We start from the raw sequence: 13,522 nt of genomic DNA, 5'->3' as shown, positions 1-13,522 counted from the left end.
CGCAGCGAAAACCCGGCCTGGGCAACGAAATCGGGCTCCAACTCGTCGACCGCCGCGGCGAAGGCCGGCTCGTCGGCCAGCAGCAGGCGGCCCATGCCGGCCCACTGCGACCCGCGCCCGGAGTAGACGAACACCGTGCCCGGCCCGACCGCGCCCTCGCGGGGCAACACCACCCCGGGGGCGTGCTGGCCACCCCCCAGTGCCCGCAGCCCGGCCACCGCCTGGGCACGGTCGCGGGCGACCACCGTGCCAAATCGCGCCTGCCGGGCCCGGTGATGGTTGAGGGTGTGCGCCACATCGCCGAGGGCGACCCCGGCCCCGCCACCCTGCATCCACTCGGCCAGCACCGACGCCGTCGCCGCCACCCGCCGCGCCGTCTTACCCGACACCACCAACGTCGACACCCCGCCGTCGGGGCCGGCGTCGTCGACCGGCGCCAACCCAGGGCCCTGCTCGACGATGGCGTGCGCGTTCGTCCCGCCGAGACCGAACGACGACACCGCCGCCCGGCGAGGACCCGCATCGGACGGCCATTCGATGTTCTCGACGGGCACGAAGAGCCGGGTCGACGACGCGTCGATCGCCGGATTCCACTGCGAGAAGTGCAGGTTCGGCGGGATCTGCCCGCGCTGCACCGCCAGCACCGCCTTGATGAACCCGGCCACCCCGGACGCCGCCTCCAGGTGGCCGATGTTGGTCTTCACCGCGCCGAGCGCGCACGAGCCCGGGCCGCGCCCGTAAGTGGCTGCCAGCGCTTCGAATTCGATCGGATCCCCGAGCGCCGTCCCCGTTCCGTGGGCCTCCACGTAGTTGACGCTTTCCGGTGCGATGTCGGCCGACCGCAACGCGTCGGCGATCACATCGCATTGGGCGGCCGTGTTGGGCGCGGTGATGCCGTTGGAGCGCCCGTCCTGGTTGACCGCCGAACCCCGCACCACGGCCAGCACTCGATCGCCGTCGCGCACCGCGTCGGTCAGCCGCTTGAGCACCACCACCCCCTGGCACCACACCCGCCACTGGATCGACATCGCGTCCGCCGCCCCACCGGCGTTGCGGCCCAACAGTCCCCGCGCTGCGACGGACACCCGCTCTGCGCGAAGGGGCAACGGCACCCCGATCGATGACTGGTCCTATGGGGTTGCCTGGCCCGTGCGACCGCTCCCCGATGCTCCGCCACCCGGCGGCGGTCGATGGCTGGTCGTGGGCGACACCGAGCTGACCGGCGAACTGGACCGCGTCGCCGGGTCCCAAATCGGCATCGAGGGCCTGGAGTCCGGCGCCCTCGCCGACGAAGAGGCACTGCACGGGGCGCTCAACGGTGTCGACCGCGTGCTCTACGCGCCGCCCGCCTCCGGAACGTCGGTCGCGGTCGCCTATCAGCTGTTCCACCACACCCGCCGGCTCACCGCGGCCATGGCGGCCGCCGCCACGCCAGCGAAGCTGTTCATCGTCACCCGCAACGGCCAACCGACCACCGAGGGCGACCGCGCCAACCCCGCACACGGGGCGCTGTGGGGCCTGGGACGCACCCTCGCACTCGAACACCCCGAAATCTGGGGCGGCATCATCGATCTGGACGGCTCGGTGCCCGCACGGTGTGGAGGTTGGTGCGGAAGGTGATGGTGTCGTCGGTATCGCGTTGCAGGGTACCGAGACTCAGATAGCTGGTGGCCGGCTTTCCTTCCCCCAGGGTGTCGAGTACGGCTTGGGTGAGCAGGGGGTGTGCGCTGATTTCGATGAAGGTGTGGTGGTCGGTGCCGGCGTGGGCGATGGCTTGGTGGAAGTGGACGGGGTTGCGCATGTTGGTGGCCCAGTGGTCGGCGTCGAAGACCGGGCGGGTGTCGAGGTCGGGGTAGGTGGTGGAGATGATCGGGATGCGTGGCGGTTGGGGGGTCAGGTCGGCCAGTTCCGCGCGCATCGGGGGTTGCAGGGGGTCCATGGCCGGGTTGTGCGGGGAGACTTCGATGTTGACCCGGCTGGCGAACCGGTTGTGGGCGCGGACCTCGGCGATGAGCTGATCGATCTGGTCGGTGGGTCCGGCGATGACGGTTTGGCGGGGGGAGTTGTAGATGCCCAGGGTGATTTCGGGGTGCTCGGCGATCAGCGCCTCGGTGGCGGGCGCGTCGAGCTCCAGCAGGGCCATGCCGCCGTGCCCGGACAGCGGGGCCATCAACCGCGATCGCGTCGCGGTCACCCGCAATCCCTGGGCGGGCGTGAGCGCACCGGCCACCACGGCGGCGGCGACTTCGCCCATGGAGTGGCCGATGACCAGGTCGGGGGTGATGCCGTGGGCGCGCCACAGCGCGGTCAGCGCCAGCTGCATGCCGATCAGGCCCAGCTGGATCTGTTCGATGCCGACCAGTTCGCTGCCGGTGGCGATCACCTCGCGCAGCGAAAACCCGGCCTGGGCAACGAAATCGGGCTCCAACTCGTCGACCGCCGCGGCGAAGGCCGGCTCGTCGGCCAGCAGCAGGCGGCCCATGCCGGCCCACTGCGACCCGCGCCCGGAGTAGACGAACACCGTGCCCGGCCCGACCGCGCCCTCGCGGGGCAACACCACCCCGGGGGCGTGCTGGCCACCCCCCAGTGCCCGCAGCCCGGCCACCGCCTGGGCACGGTCGCGGGCGACCACCGTGCCAAATCGCGCCTGCCGGGCCCGGTGATGGTTGAGGGTGTGCGCCACATCGCCGAGGGCGACCCCGGCCCCGCCACCCTGCATCCACTCGGCCAGCACCGACGCCGTCGCCGCCACCCGCCGCGCCGTCTTACCCGACACCACCAACGTCGACACCCCCGGATCGGCGTCTGGCCGAACCGCCGGGGCGACGTCCTGGCCCTGCTCGATCACCACGTGCGCGTTCGTCCCGCCGAATCCGAACGAGGACACACCGGCCCGGCGCGGGTGCTCGCGGACCGGCCAACTGGTTTGAGTCCGAACGACTTTCATCCGCAACTCGTCGAACGGGATGTGCGGGTTCGGGCTTTCGAAGCGCTGGTTCGGCGGGATCTGGCCGCGCTGCACCGCGAGCACCGCCTTGATGAAGCCCGCGATGCCCGCGGCCGCCTCCGTGTGGCCGAGATTCGTCTTGATCGCGCCGATGAGCAGGGGGGCGTCCTCGGGACGTCCGCGGCCGAGCACCGTGCCGAGTGCTCGTGCTTCGATGGGGTCGCCCAATAGTGTTCCGGTGCCGTGTGTTTCGACGTAGTCGACGTCGCTGGGCTGCATCCCGGCGTTGCTGTAGGCGGCTCGCAGGACGGCCATCTGCGCCGCGGGGTTGGGGGCCATCAGCCCGTTGGACCGCCCGTCCTGGTTGATCGCCGAGCCGCAGATCACGGCCAGTACCCGGTCGCCGTCCCGCTGCGCGTCGGTCAGCCGCTTGAGCACCACGACCCCCGCGCCCTCGCCGCGGACGAACCCGTCCGCCGCTGCGTCGAACGCGCGGCACTTACCCGTCGGCGATAGGGCGCCCACCTGGTCGAAGCCGCGAAACACCGCCGGTGACAACAACAGATTCACGCCGGCGGCGATCGCCAACTGGGAATCTTCGGTCCGAAGGCTCTGGCAGGCCAGGTGGATGGCCACCAACGACGACGAGCACGCCGTGTCGACCGCCACCGAGGGGCCGCGCAGGTCGAGGAAATACGAGAGGCGGTTCGCGATGATGCTCATCGCTCCGCCGGTGTTGCTCCAGCCGTCCACCCCGCAGAAGTCGTTCGAGGCGATGGCCCCGTATTCGCTCAGGCATGCACCGGCGAAGACCCCGGTCTGTGACCGGCGCAACGAGCTTGGCGGAATTCCCGCATGTTCCAACGCTTCCCAGGCGACTTCCAGCAGCAGGCGTTGCTGGGGGTCCATCTTGTCGGCTTCGCTCGGGGAGATCTCGAAGAACTCCGCGTCGAAGGCATCGACGTCCGGCAGGAACGATCCCCAGCGCGTCGTCCGGGCGAGCGCCGCCGCCACGTCGGGTGAGCCGGACTCGAACGGCTGCCACCGTTCAGGCGGCACCTGACCGATCGAGTAACCGCGCTCGCAGAGGAATTTCCATAACGCCTCGGGCCCGGCAATGCCGGGGAATCGGCACCCCATTCCGATGACGGCGATCGGCTCGTCGAGTGAGTTACGAGCCGGGCGCTTGAGTGTGGCGTCCGGCTCCGGCTCGGACTCGGGCGCGGTGAGGTAGGCGGCCAGAGCGTTGATGGTCGGGTTTTGCCAGAAATCCACGGGGGATACCTTCTTGCCCAACAACTCTGACAGTTCGCCGGAGAGCACCACCACCTCGCGGGAACTAACGCCGAGGTCGGCCAACGACAGGTTGGGATCGACTTCGTCAGGGGTGCAACCGATGTTGGTCACCAAGTAGTCCACTAACCAGTGGCGGAGGTCGTCTTCGCCACCGATGCCTGACGTCATACCGTCACGTCCAGCCTTATGAATCCGTCGCTTTGGTAGCGCTCGACGCATGCCGAGCGCCGAACCTTACCGCTGGTGGTGATCGGGATGGATCCCGGTGACACCAGAACGAGGTCGGCGATGCGCACGCTGTGCGACTTCGAGATCGCCGACGTGACTTCGCGTTTCACCGAACGCAGGCGCAGCAGTGCCTCTTCCTCGGACGCTCCGCGCCCCTTCAGCTCGATGATTGCGACCAGTTGCTCGGTGATGTCGTCCGGCACCGAGATGGCCGCGACCCGGCCGCCGGTGATCTCCTGGATGGTTGCCTCGATGTCGTCGGGATAATGATTGCGCCCGTCGACGATGAGCAGGTCCTTGATGCGGCCCATGATGAACATCTCGCCGTCGGCGATGACGCCCAGGTCGCCCGTCCGCAACCATGGACCCTTCGGACAGCCCGGAGCCGGGTTGACCAGTTCGGCCTGGAAAACGCGTGCCGTCTGTTCCGGCTTTCGCCAGTAGCCCAGGGCCACGTGGTCGCCGCGCACCCAGATCTCCCCGACCGTGCCCGCGGGGCTCTCGGTCATCGTCTCGGGGTTGACGATTCGCATGGCGGCGGGATCGGGTGAGCCATAACTGATGAGCTCGGTGCCGACCATCCCCTCGGTCCCGCACGGTCGGGCCCGGCCGGCGGTCAAGTGCTCATAGTCGAACCGGACCGTCTTGAGCATGGTGCCGGGTTCGGGACCCCCCACGTACAGGGTCGCTTCGGCGAGGCCATAGCAGGGCCGGACCGTCGTCGGGCGCAGGTTGAAGGGGGCGAAGCGGTCGGTGAAGCGCTTGACGGTGGCCACGTGGATTCGTTCGCTGCCGCTGACGATCGTCTGCACTTCGGCGAGGTCGAGTCCCGCCATGTCGTCATCCGATGTCCGGCGCACCGCCAGTTCGAAAGCGAAATTGGGTGCCGCGGAAAAGCACTGACCATTGGTGGCAAGCATTTTCATCCAACGGGCCGGGCGTTGCAGGAACGCCATCGGACTCATCAGCACAGCGCTGCGGTTTGTCACCAGCGGCGCACAAACTCCCAGAATCAGCCCCATGTCGTGGAACAAGGGCAGCCACGACACCAGAGAAAGGTTTGCCGGGAGGTTTTCCGGTTCACCGAAGAAGGCGTACATACATTGCGTCACATTGGTGACGACATTCTTGTGCGACACGATCACGCCGGCCGGTGTGCGCGTAGAACCGGACGTGTATTGCAGATAGCCCGCACCCGACGCGAACTGCTGAGCGGGCGGCAGTTCGCGAGTGGATTCCAGGTCCAGCAGGTCGACTTCGATGACTAGTGGCGCGGGGTGGCCGTCCTGGCCGCAGGCGTACTTGTTGACGTCGCTGACCACGGCCGACGTGGTGAGAATGGCGACCGGATTGCAATCCCGCAGTACGGAGGAGATCCGGTCGTCGTGGACCCCGTAGAGCGGTGTGGACAGCGGAACGGCGATGAACCCGGCCTGTAGCGCGCCGAAGAAGGCCGCGACGTATTCCAGTCCCTGCGGCGCCAGGATGGCCGCACGGTCTCCGGGCGAGCCGCAGAGTGACAGCTCGTCAGCAATGATGCGGGCGCGGCGGTAAACCTGGGCCCAGGTGAGGCGCTCGGCAAACCCGGCGGGGTCTTGCTCATAGTCGATGAACGTGAAGGCGGTTGCGCCGGGCTGCCGCTCGGCTCGCTCCTGCAGCAAATCGGGGATGGACGTGTCGGTAACCGGCATTTGTGGCCCTTCCAGTTCGCTGACGCCGTTCGTGACGTGCACGCATCTCGCGTGCGGCGCGAAGAGCGGCTTCCCCGGTTACCGACAACCACTCTTGTGAAGCAACCTAAGCATTCTTTGCGGACGAGACCCTCCGATTTACAAAATCAAAAAGAGATGTAGCCCACACCACAGTGCCTGTCGGGGGCTGCGCTCCTGCCGAGATCTGTCTGGCGGATCTTGCACGATATATATGTAGTACGCGCCCGTGGCGTATGGTGCACCTGTTATACGAGTGACAAATAGTGATCAGACGGGTGAGGGCGACTCGGTTTGCACCGGGCGACAGGCTTGGGTCCGTTGTAGTCCCAGCGCCCGGTTTTGACAACCCCTGGCGGTGTGGATATCCGCGGCGGGATGCGACGCCGGCTCGTGTCCTGACCGAACGGCGGGTACCCAGCGGCCGGCCCCGCCGGCATCCCCGGCCGCGGGGAGTCGCCGCCGGCAAACTCGCGGGCGAAGCGGCAGCAGGGCCGCAGGCGGTCGGCCCGATCCGCTGACTGGCCTGCGGCCGCCCGCGCAGCTATCTACTCGTGCACCGGTCGAGGACCGCTTCCTCGATGTCTTTTGCGAGCTCTGGCAAATTGTTGTTCAGGTAGAAGTGGTCACCGGGAAACACCCGAATGCGGAAATCGTCGGTAGTGCGATCGCACCAGGCCAGCATGTTCTCCTCGGCCACGATGATGTCGTTGTCCCCGACGAACGCGTAGATCGGACACGACACCTTGACTTCCGGCGGGTGGGTATAGCCCGCGATCGCCCGGACGCTTTGCAGCGTGGGCAGGATCGTCAGGGCGAATTCATCGTTGGCAAGCAGCTCGGGGTTGGTGTCGGTCACCTGGGCGACGACGTTGAGGATGTCGCGGTCGGAGCCCTGCAGCTCCTTGTAGCGGATGTGGCCGGGCGCCGCACTCGACGACACGAACAGGGCGGAGACCGGTTGCCCGGCGGACTGGAACCTCAGTGCCACCTCGAAGGCCATCAGGCCGCCCATGCTGTGGCCGAAGAAGGCCAGCGGTGCATCGGCCGGCGCGGAAGGCGCCATCATCGAATAGATTTCGTCCGCGAGCGCGGGAATGCTCGGCAGCTGGGTCAGGCCCTTGGCGCGCCCGGGATATTGGACGGCGACGCGTCTTACGTCCGCAGAGAATGCCTTGGCGAATGGAACGTAATAGCTCGCCGATCCGCCCGCATGCGGGAATATATAAAGCGTCGGCGCGGGCTGTCGCGCGTTGCCGCTATCCGGGTCCGTGGGCCTGTTCACCGCGCCACCCTATCCCGAGGTGATTCGCCGCTCGCCGGTATCGCCACGGCGATATTCGCCCGCCTCGTCGGCCTGCGCGGCGCCGGCGCAGAAGTGCTGGAACAATCGAGCTTGTGATCCGATTGTCGCCCGATTTCTGGCGCTTTTCGCCTCGAATTTCCCGCGTGCCGGGGAGCGTGGGCGCCGCGACGCCGGGTGGCCGCGGGCAGCTGCCCGGGCGGATGGGGCCGGGGCGGTCAAATGTCCGACACACCGGCCCGCCACCGCTGTCACAAGGGCAACACCAGGCACACTGGTAACAACAGGATTTTGCAGACGCCAGGAGGATATGGCCGTGTACCGAGTCTTTGAAGCGCTCGACGAACTGAGCGCCATCGTTGAAGAAGCGCGCGGCGTTCCGATGACGGCCGGCTGCGTGGTGCCCCGCGGTGACGTGCTGGAACTGATCGACGACATCAAGGATGCGATCCCTGGCGAGCTTGACGACGCCCAGGACGTCCTCGACGCGCGTGACTCGATGTTGCAGGACGCCAAGTCGCACGCCGAATCCATGGTGTCCTCGGCGACCACCGAGTCGGAGTCGATGCTCAACCACGCCCGCGCGGAGGCCGACCGGCTGTTGTCGGACGCAAAATCGCAGGCCGACCGCATGGTGAGCGAGGCGCGCCAGCACAGCGAGCGGATGGTCGGTGAGGCGCGCGAGGAGGCGATGCGCATCGCCACCGCGGCGAAACGCGAGTACGAGGCCAGCGTCGGCCGCGCCCAGGCCGAGGCCGACCGGCTGCTGGAGAACGGCAACATCTCCTACGAGAAGGCCGTTCAAGAGGGCATTAAGGAGCAGCAGCGCCTGGTGTCGCAGAACAGCGTGGTAGAGGCCGCCAACGCCGAGGCCACCCGTCTGATCGACTCGGCGCACGCCGAGGCCGACCGGCTGCGCGGTGAATGCGACATCTACGTCGACAACAAGCTCGCCGAGTTCGAGGAATTCCTCAATGGCACGCTGCGCTCCGTCGGGCGCGGACGTCACCAGCTCCGGACGGCGGCGGGCACGCACGACTACGCGGTGCGCTGACGCCTGCGGGAGGCCGTGCCCTGGCATTATGCGGCGCGCGCCGTAGGATTTCTCCTATGACGCGGCAGCACAGCACCACCTCCCAGCGCCGTCTGAGCTCGCCGATGTCGATCGACATCACCAAGCTTGGGCGACGCCCGGGAGCGATGGTGACTTTGCGCAAGAGCGTGCCCAGCCCGTCGCGCATCGGGCTGGACATGATCGCCATCGCACAGGACGCGCCGTTGGATCTGGACCTGCAAATTCAGTCCGTCTCCGAGGGCGTCTTGGTGACCGGGACGGTGGACGCCCCCACGGTCGGCGAATGCTCCCGGTGCCTGACCCCGGTCAACGGTCGGGTGCAGGTCAGCCTGACCGAGCTGTTCGCCTATCCCGACAGCACGACGGAGGCGACCACCGAGGAGGACGAGGTCGGTCACATCGTCGACGACACCGTCGACCTCGAGCAGTCGATCGTCGACGCCGTGGGGCTGGAGCTGCCGTTCGCGCCCCTGTGCACGCCCGACTGCCCCGGGCTGTGTCCTGAATGCGGGATCGCGCTCGCGGCCGAGCCCGGCCATCGGCACGACCGCATCGACCCGCGGTGGGCCAAGCTGGCCGGCCTGTTTCCCGAGCCCGACGCGCCGCGGGGTGAGCAATGACGTCACGCCAGGAACTGCTCGACGCGCTCGGGGTCGAGCTCCCCGACGAGCTGCTCTCGCTCGCGTTGACGCATCGCAGCTATGCCTACGAGCACGGCGGCCTGCCCACCAACGAACGTCTGGAATTTCTCGGCGACGCCGTGCTGGGTCTGACCATCACCGACGAGCTCTACCACCGCCACCCCGACCGCTCGGAGGGCGACCTGGCCAAGCTGCGGGCCAGCGTCGTCAACACCCAGGCACTGGCCGACGTCGCCCGCAAGCTGTCCCCGGACGGCCTGGGCGTTCACCTGTTTCTCGGGCGCGGGGAGGCCAACACCGGCGGCGCCGACAAGTCGAGCATTCTGGCCGACGGGATGGAATCGCTGCTGGGCGCCATCTATCTGCAGCACGGGATCGACACCGCGCGCGAGGTCATCCTGCGGCTGTTCGGCGGGCTGCTGGACGCCGCGCCCACGCTGGGGGCCGGGCTGGATTGGAAAACCAGCCTGCAGGAGCTGACCGCCGCTCGCGGCATGGGCGCGCCGTCCTACGTCGTCACCTCCACCGGCCCGGACCACGACAAGGAGTTCACCGCGGTCGTCGTCGTGATGGACACCGAGTACGGGTCCGGGGTGGGGCGCTCCAAGAAGGAGGCCGAGCAGAAGGCCGCGGCGGCCACCTGGAAAGCGCTCGACGAGCTGGACCCGGCCGACAAGACGTCCGTCTAGATCGATGGTGATGACCCGCTTCGCCCGGCTTCGCCGCGCTTGCGATCATCACTAGGGCCGGTGGTGATGACCCGCTTCGCCCAGCTTCGCCGCGCTTGCGATCATCACTTGGGCCGGTGGTGATGACCCGCTTCGCCCGGTTTCGCCGCGCTTGCGATCATCACTAGGTGCCCGAGCTACCCGAAGTCGAGGTGGTGCGCCGCGGCTTGCAGGCCTGGGTCGTCGGCAAAACGATCACGGCCGTTCGGGTGCATCACCCGCGCGCGGTGCGCCGCCACGAGGCCGGCCCCGCCGACCTCACCGCCCGGCTGCTCGACGCGCGCATCACCGGCACCGATCGGCGCGGCAAGTACCTGTGGCTGCTGCTCGACGGCCCGGGGGACCCGGACACGGCCCTGGTGGTGCACCTCGGCATGAGCGGGCAGATGCTGCTGGGGCAGGTGCCGCGCGCCGACCACGTGCGCATCTCGGCCCTGCTCGACGACGGGACCGTGCTGAGCTTCGCCGACCAACGCACCTTCGGCGGCTGGATGCTCGCCGACCTGGTGAGCGTCGACGGCAGCGCCGTTCCGGCGCCCGTCGCACACCTGGCCCGCGACCCGCTGGACCCGCTTTTCGACCGCGACGCCGTCGTGAACGTCTTGCGGCGCAAGCACTCCGAGATCAAGCGGCAGCTCCTGGATCAGACCGTCGTGTCGGGCATCGGCAACATCTACGCCGACGAGGCGCTATGGCGGGCGAAGGTCAACGGGGCCCGGATCGCGGCGACCTTGAGCCGCCGCCGCCTGGGCGCAATCCTGGACGCGGCGGCGGACGTGATGCGCGACGCGCTGGCCCAGGGCGGAACGTCGTTCGACTCGCTGTACATCAACGTCAACGGCGAATCCGGCTACTTCGACCGGTCGCTGGACGCATATGGCCGCGAAGGGCAGAACTGCCGGCGCTGCGGCGCGGTGATACGCCGGGAGAAGTTCATGAACCGGTCGTCGTTCTACTGCCCGAGATGTCAGCCGCGCCCCCGCCTTTGAGCGTGCGAGCAGGGCTTTGAGTGTGCGCCCACGGCGGCGACACGCCGACGGACGTCACCCGGGGCGCACACTCGATGGGCGCCGGCCCGACGTTTGCAAGAAAGGTGAGGTTATCCTCACCTCGCGTCGTTATCCTGGGTGGCATGGTGAACCGATGGAGTCGGGTCGGCTAGTGCGGAGCTCACTTCGTGGATCGGGTTCGCCGACCGTGCTGGCTCAGCTCGCGCCGGGCCAGCGGGCGACCATCCTGGGCGTGGCGCCGGCGGCGTCTCCCGTGGTGGCGGGGCGACTGCGGCAGCTTGGCTTCCGGCCGGCGTCGGACGTCGAGGTCATCCGGCGTGCGCCGATGGGCGACCCGACCATCTACCGCGTCCAAGACACCGAGCTGTGCCTGCGCCGCCGCGAGGCGCGGCTGATCCAAGTCGACCCGGGGAGCGTCGCATGACGTCCTGCCACGAGGAAGGCGCCGCGGTCGCGGTTGCCGGTGCGGCGCGGGTCGCGCTGGTGGGCAGCCCCAACGCGGGCAAGACGTCGGTGTTCAACCACCTCACCGGGCTACGCGCCAAGACCGGCAACTATCCGGGCGTCACCGTGGGTCGCAGGGTCGGCATCGCGAAGATGGACGGCGTCGAGATCGCCGTCGAGGATCTGCCCGGCACCTACAGCTTGCAGCCCATCAGCCCGGACGAACAGGTAGTGGCCGACCTGCTGGCCGGCAACGTCGCCGAAGCCGGCCGTCCCGACGCGATCGTGCTGGTGGCCGACGCCACCACGCTGCACCGCTCGATCACGCTGGTGGCCCAGGTGATGCGGCTCGACGTCCCGTGCCTGTTGGCGCTGACCATGACCGACGAGTTGACCGCGCGCGGCGGCCGCATCGACGTCGGCGCCTTGTCGACGGCGCTGGGCATCCCGGTGCTCCCGGTCATCGCGCACCGCGGCGGGGGCATCGACAGCCTGCGCGCCCAACTGGTGTCCTTCGACCGGTGGCAGCGTCCCCCGATTCTGCCGCCGGGTGACGACGACGCCGTCGACGCCTGGGGCAAGTCGGTGCTGCGTGCCGCCGAATACGTTGCGCCGCAGCCGGATCAGCGCACGCGCGGCATCGACAGGATCGTGCTGCACCCGCTGTGGGGAACCGTCATCTTCTTCGCGGTGATGTTCTGCTTCTTCCAGGTCGTCTTCACCGTCGCCGCGCCCCTGCAGGACCGCGTCAGCCAGGGCCTCGGCTGGCTCGGCACGCTGGTCAGCGACCACGTCGGCAACTATGTGGTGCGGGGTCTGCTCGGCCAGGGACTCATCGGCGGCGTGGGGACGGTGCTCCAGTTCATCCCGCAGATCGTGTTGCTGTTCTTGCTGATCGCGCTGCTGGAGAACGTCGGCTACATGGCGCGAGCGGCATTCCTGATGGACCGGGTGATGGCCACGACGGGTCTGGAGGGTCGCGCCTTCGTCGCGATGCTCTCTTCGTTCGCCTGCGCCATCCCGGGGATCATGGCCACCCGGACGCTGCCGTCGTCGCGCGACCGGATCGCCACCATCATCACGGCGCCGTTGATGACCTGCTCCGCCCGGCTCCCCGTCTTCACCCTGCTGGTGGGGCTGCTGGTCTCGCCGCAGACCCAATGGTGGGGGTTCAGCGCGCAGGGTGTGGCGATGTTCTTGCTATATCTGTGTGGGGGCACCTCGGCCCTGATCGCGGCGTCGTTGTTCAAGTCGACGATCCTGCGCAGCGATCTGCTCCCGTTCACGATGGAGCTGCCCCCGTATCGTTTCCCATCGCCCAAGAACGTGCTCATCACCATGTGGGATTCGGCGAAGGTGTTCCTGCGCAAGGCCGGAACCATCATCCTGGGCACCTCGGTGGTGCTCTGGGTGCTGCTCAATCTTCCGGCGCGCCCAGCGGAGACCGCGCACATGTCGCCGACGGAGACCACCGCCTACGTGATGGACCACAGCTACGCCGCCGACGTCGGAAAGGCGATCGGGCCGGTGTTCAAGCCACTCGGTTTCGATTGGCACATCAACGTCGCCCTGCTCGGTTCCTTCTCGGCGCGTGAGGTTTTCGTGTCCACCCTCGGTCAGGTGTCGGCGGCGACGAGTCCCGACGACCCGCATGAGGCCCTGGTCACGATGGCCGACGACGACGGCCACAAGGTGTTCACCGCCCCTACCGTCATCGCGCTGATGGTGTACTTCATCTTCGCGCTGCAGTGCATGTCCACCGTCGCGGTGATGCGCCGCGAGACCAACTCGTGGCGGTGGCCCGCGTTCGCGTGGTCCTACATGTTCGTCCTCGCCTGGACGATGGCGTTTGCGGCCCGCTCGATCGCGGTCGGAGTGGGCGCATGATTCCGATCCACGCCACCGCGACCGCGGACCCGCGTCAGCTGCGCTGGGTGGTCCCGCCCGACCGGCTGCCGGCGCGCGGCGCGGTCAGGGGCGCCCCCGGCCGGCTGGGCGCCCTGCTGGGCAGCGGGGTGATCACCGAGCTCGTTGTGGGCGCCGGGGACATCCTGATCACGATCGGCGCCGGCAGCAGCTGGCGTGAACTGGGAGACGACGTCCGCGAGGCGCTCGGCGAGGCGCTGCTGGACCCTCAGGGC

At 68.4% G+C, this 13,522-nt stretch carries 9 protein-coding genes and 3 pseudogenes; 8 read left to right on the top strand and 4 right to left on the bottom strand.

Translation table 11 applies throughout. The features are described from left to right. Positions 1 to 1,121: pseudogene (locus tag A9X05_RS28920) on the bottom strand (acyltransferase domain-containing protein); the annotation flags it as partial. Positions 1,122 to 1,200: 79 nt separating this feature from the next. Between A9X05_RS28920 and A9X05_RS28915 the strand changes: the two are divergent. Next, positions 1,201 to 1,620 carry a hypothetical protein gene (locus A9X05_RS28915; protein WP_067782907.1) on the top strand — a complete coding sequence of 140 codons (420 nt, stop codon included), beginning with the start codon at positions 1,201 to 1,203 and terminating at the stop codon, positions 1,618 to 1,620. Here the strand turns inward: A9X05_RS28915 and A9X05_RS28910 are convergent. The 3 genes and pseudogenes from A9X05_RS28910 to A9X05_RS28900 form a co-directional block, all read right to left on the bottom strand. Beyond that, a pseudogene (locus A9X05_RS28910) lies at positions 1,592 to 4,411 on the bottom strand (acyltransferase domain-containing protein); the annotation flags it as partial. The gene A9X05_RS28915 and the pseudogene A9X05_RS28910 overlap by 29 nt on opposite strands. Then, entirely contained in the window at positions 4,408 to 6,162 is a 1,755-nt protein-coding gene (fadD26, locus tag A9X05_RS28905; RefSeq protein ID WP_067748214.1) for a long-chain-fatty-acid--AMP ligase FAAL26/FadD26, read from the bottom strand. The pseudogene A9X05_RS28910 and the gene fadD26, both read right to left, overlap by 4 nt. Before the next feature lie 562 nt (positions 6,163 to 6,724). Beyond that, positions 6,725 to 7,465: a thioesterase II family protein gene (locus A9X05_RS28900; RefSeq protein WP_067748204.1), complete on the bottom strand. Its 741-nt coding sequence runs from the start codon at positions 7,463 to 7,465 to the stop codon at positions 6,725 to 6,727. A gap of 334 nt (positions 7,466 to 7,799) precedes the next feature. Between A9X05_RS28900 and sepIVA the strand changes: the two genes are divergently transcribed. The 7 genes and pseudogenes from sepIVA to A9X05_RS28865 form a co-directional block, all read left to right on the top strand. Further along, positions 7,800 to 8,537: a cell division protein SepIVA gene (gene sepIVA / locus A9X05_RS28895; RefSeq protein ID WP_055405516.1), complete on the top strand. Its 738-nt coding sequence runs from the start codon at positions 7,800 to 7,802 to the stop codon at positions 8,535 to 8,537. 56 nt (positions 8,538 to 8,593) lie between these two features. Next, a complete protein-coding gene (locus A9X05_RS28890; protein ID WP_197499236.1) occupies positions 8,594 to 9,178 on the top strand; it encodes a DUF177 domain-containing protein in 585 nt (194 codons plus the stop codon). After that, positions 9,175 to 9,888: a ribonuclease III gene (gene rnc, locus A9X05_RS28885; protein WP_067748202.1), complete on the top strand. Its 714-nt coding sequence runs from the start codon at positions 9,175 to 9,177 to the stop codon at positions 9,886 to 9,888. The genes A9X05_RS28890 and rnc overlap by 4 nt, the downstream gene beginning before the upstream one ends. Before the next feature lie 167 nt (positions 9,889 to 10,055). Further along, entirely contained in the window at positions 10,056 to 10,916 is an 861-nt protein-coding gene (gene mutM / locus A9X05_RS28880) for a DNA-formamidopyrimidine glycosylase (protein ID WP_067748200.1), read from the top strand. A 208-nt stretch (positions 10,917 to 11,124) separates the two neighbouring features. Further along, entirely contained in the window at positions 11,125 to 11,361 is a 237-nt protein-coding gene (locus A9X05_RS28875; protein ID WP_067748198.1) for a FeoA family protein, read from the top strand. Next, complete coding sequence (locus A9X05_RS28870) at positions 11,358 to 13,268, top strand: ferrous iron transporter B (RefSeq protein WP_067785811.1); 1,911 nt, start codon at positions 11,358 to 11,360, stop codon at positions 13,266 to 13,268. The genes A9X05_RS28875 and A9X05_RS28870 overlap by 4 nt, the downstream gene beginning before the upstream one ends. Next, positions 13,265 to 13,522 (top strand): annotated as a pseudogene (locus A9X05_RS28865) (NifU family protein); the annotation flags it as partial. The gene A9X05_RS28870 and the pseudogene A9X05_RS28865, both read left to right, overlap by 4 nt.

Source organism: Mycobacterium sp. E3298 (genome assembly GCF_001666895.1).
Lineage (GTDB): Bacteria > Actinomycetota > Actinomycetes > Mycobacteriales > Mycobacteriaceae > Mycobacterium.
Note: the sequence above shows the minus strand (reverse complement) of the source record. Positions and strands in the feature narration are given on the sequence as shown.

Coding starts and splice junctions, on each gene's coding strand:
- A9X05_RS28890 (WP_197499236.1), top strand. CDS start 8,594: ATGACGCGGCAGCACAGCACCACCTCCCAGCGCCGTCTGAGCTCGCCG.
- fadD26 (WP_067748214.1), bottom strand. CDS start 6,162: ATGCCGGTTACCGACACGTCCATCCCCGATTTGCTGCAGGAGCGAGCC.
- A9X05_RS28870 (WP_067785811.1), top strand. CDS start 11,358: ATGACGTCCTGCCACGAGGAAGGCGCCGCGGTCGCGGTTGCCGGTGCG.
- rnc (WP_067748202.1), top strand. CDS start 9,175: ATGACGTCACGCCAGGAACTGCTCGACGCGCTCGGGGTCGAGCTCCCC.